Raw genomic sequence first — 2,320 nt, forward strand, 5'->3', positions numbered from 1 at the left:
ATAGTATTCCTTTCGAATAATATTTTACGATTTCGCGTTATTATAATCTTTATAAGATAAAATAAATTTTAAAATTAATATTTAACTTTAATTTTCTTTTAAGTAATATGCTAAATTTGCATATTACTTTGACGCTGAATTTACGGAGGTTTATCTTAAATTTATAGATTAAATTTAAAAATTGCTAAAAAATTTATTTTTTAAATTTTTAGAAAAATTTGTAAAAACATCTTTATATATGAAATTTTGTAGGGCGATTGCTCGCCCGTTGTATTAGTTCTTGCGTGTATTTGCGTCTGGAGTAAAAAGTTGCTTGTCAAGAAGTTTGAAGTCGCCTATAAATTTCTGACCCTCTTCGCTTGTAGCCCATTTTATAAATTTCTCTGCATTTTCGATGTCAGTTTTAGGGCAGTGTTTTGGATTTACTGCGATTAGAGAGTAGAAGTTCTTAAGGTCGTTGTCGCCCTCGTTGATGATGACCATCTCAGGATGACCTTTTTGGTTTGCTTCATATTTAATGTAAGTACCGCGGTCAGTAAATGTAACGCCTTTTTGCTCAGCAGCAGCATTTATCGTAGCTAGCATGCCTTGACCTGTTTGCATATACCAGCTATCTTTTTCAGGGACTTCGCCAGCGATCTTTTTCCAGATGCCTTTTTCTTTATTGTCTGTGCCTGATTTGTCGCCACGTGAGAAGAATTTGATACCATCTTTTTTGATAAGCTCAAAGCTTTGTTTGATATCTTTACCTTTAAATTTATCAGCGATAGACTTGTCAGCGATAACGACGAAGTCATTGTACATTACGGCATTTCTTTTTAAGCCAAAACCTTTTTCTACAAATTCTTTCTCAACTTTTGGTGAGTGAACGAAAAGTACGTCAGCGTTGCAGTCTTCGCCAAGCTTTAGAGCTGCACCTGTACCAACAGCTGTCCATTTTACATCAACGCCTGTTTTAGCCTTATAAACTGGGTAGATCGCGTCAAGCAAGCCAGTGTTATCTGTACTTGTTGTAGTCGCCATGATTAGTTCATTGTCAGCGCCAAACGCCAAAACTGCGGCTGCTAGTGAGCCTAAAATAATCTTTTTCATTTTTTCTCCTTTTTAGAAAATGTGGTATTATAGCATATTAAAATAATATGAATAAAAAAATAGGAATAATATTTGGATTTTTTACTTCACGGCTTTGCAGAAGCCTTTAATCTACTTTTAAACGGCAATCTTGAAACATACTCAGCTATCAAGGCCACGCTTTACACATCAAGCATATCGATACTCTTTGCCATTATCGCGGGCTTCCCACTTGGTTTTTCGCTTGGTTTTTACGACTTTAGAGGCCGCAAAATTTTACGCCTGCTAAGTGACACGGCTCTTGCTATGCCAACGGTTGCGATCGGCCTTATTTTATACGCATTTATCACGAGAAATGGCCCGCTTGGCAGCTTAAATTTACTCTTTACGCTAAAAGCGGTCATGCTAGGCCAGTTTGTACTAGCCCTTCCTATCATCATCTCGCTTACTGCAAGCGTGGTTGAAAATATGGAGAAAAAGCACTATCTAACTATCCTAAATTTACGCCTCGCGCCGGCAAAGCTAGTTTTTTGCGTGCTTTATGAGCTACGCTACGCTCTCATGGTAGTTATCGCCACTGCTTACGGCAGGATCGTCGCTGAAGTGGGCGTTGCGATGATGATAGGCGGCAACATCAAATACTTTACCAGAACGATCACCACAGCCGTTTCGCTTGAAACAAACAAGGGCGAATTTGCCATGGGTATAGCGCTTGCGATGGTTTTGATATTTATCGCATTTTTAGTAAATTTAGCGATCTTTGCGCTAAGAAAACTAGACAAATAGGAGCAAATTTTGATAAAGATAAGAAATTTACACCTAAACTACGGCAAAAGCGAGATCCTAAATATCCCAAGCCTTGATATAAATACTAAAAAAATAACCGCCCTAATGGGCAGTAATGGCAGCGGCAAAAGCACGCTCATACGAGTGCTCTCACGCCTGCAAAGCCCAAATGGTGGGGAAATTTCACTCTGGGGTGAAAATAAACCAAGCCTTGAAATGCTGCGTAAAATTTCAGTCTTACTGCCAGAGCCTGCCCTCTTAAAAAGAAGTGTGAGAGAAAATTTCAAAGTCATCTTAAAAAGTAGAAATTTACTAAGCGAATTTGAGGAGCGAACTAGCGAAGCACTCGCTCTTGTGGGACTTGATGAGAAATTTTTAGATAAGCGCCACTTTGAGCTAAGCTCTGGACAAACGCAGCGCATCGCATTTGCTTTGGCACTTTCTTTAAGAGCGCCATTTTATC

Annotated in this window: 3 protein-coding genes; 2 read left to right on the forward strand and 1 reads right to left on the reverse strand. The window is 38.7% G+C overall.

Going from position 1 to position 2,320, the window contains the following annotated elements:
• Positions 1–273 precede the first annotated feature (273 nt).
• Positions 274–1,092, reverse strand: a complete 819-nt coding sequence (tupA, locus tag Q0296_RS07745) for a tungstate ABC transporter substrate-binding protein TupA (RefSeq protein WP_298038971.1) — start codon at positions 1,090–1,092, stop codon at positions 274–276.
• A gap of 72 nt (positions 1,093–1,164) precedes the next feature.
• On the opposite strand from tupA, the gene tupB reads away from it, so the two are divergent.
• Positions 1,165–1,857 carry a tungstate ABC transporter permease TupB gene (gene tupB, locus Q0296_RS07750; RefSeq protein ID WP_298038974.1) on the forward strand — a complete coding sequence of 231 codons (693 nt, stop codon included), beginning with the start codon at positions 1,165–1,167 and terminating at the stop codon, positions 1,855–1,857.
• Between the two features lie 9 nt (positions 1,858–1,866).
• Positions 1,867–2,320 (forward strand): ATP-binding cassette domain-containing protein (locus Q0296_RS07755; RefSeq protein WP_298038976.1); only part of this gene is annotated, 454 nt, incomplete at its 3' end.

The organism is uncultured Campylobacter sp., from assembly GCF_937890585.1.
GTDB lineage: Bacteria > Campylobacterota > Campylobacteria > Campylobacterales > Campylobacteraceae > Campylobacter_A.

Excerpts from the sequence above, each read along its gene's own strand:
- tupA (WP_298038971.1), bottom strand. The coding sequence starts at position 1,092 with ATGAAAAAGATTATTTTAGGCTCACTAGCAGCCGCAGTTTTGGCGTTT.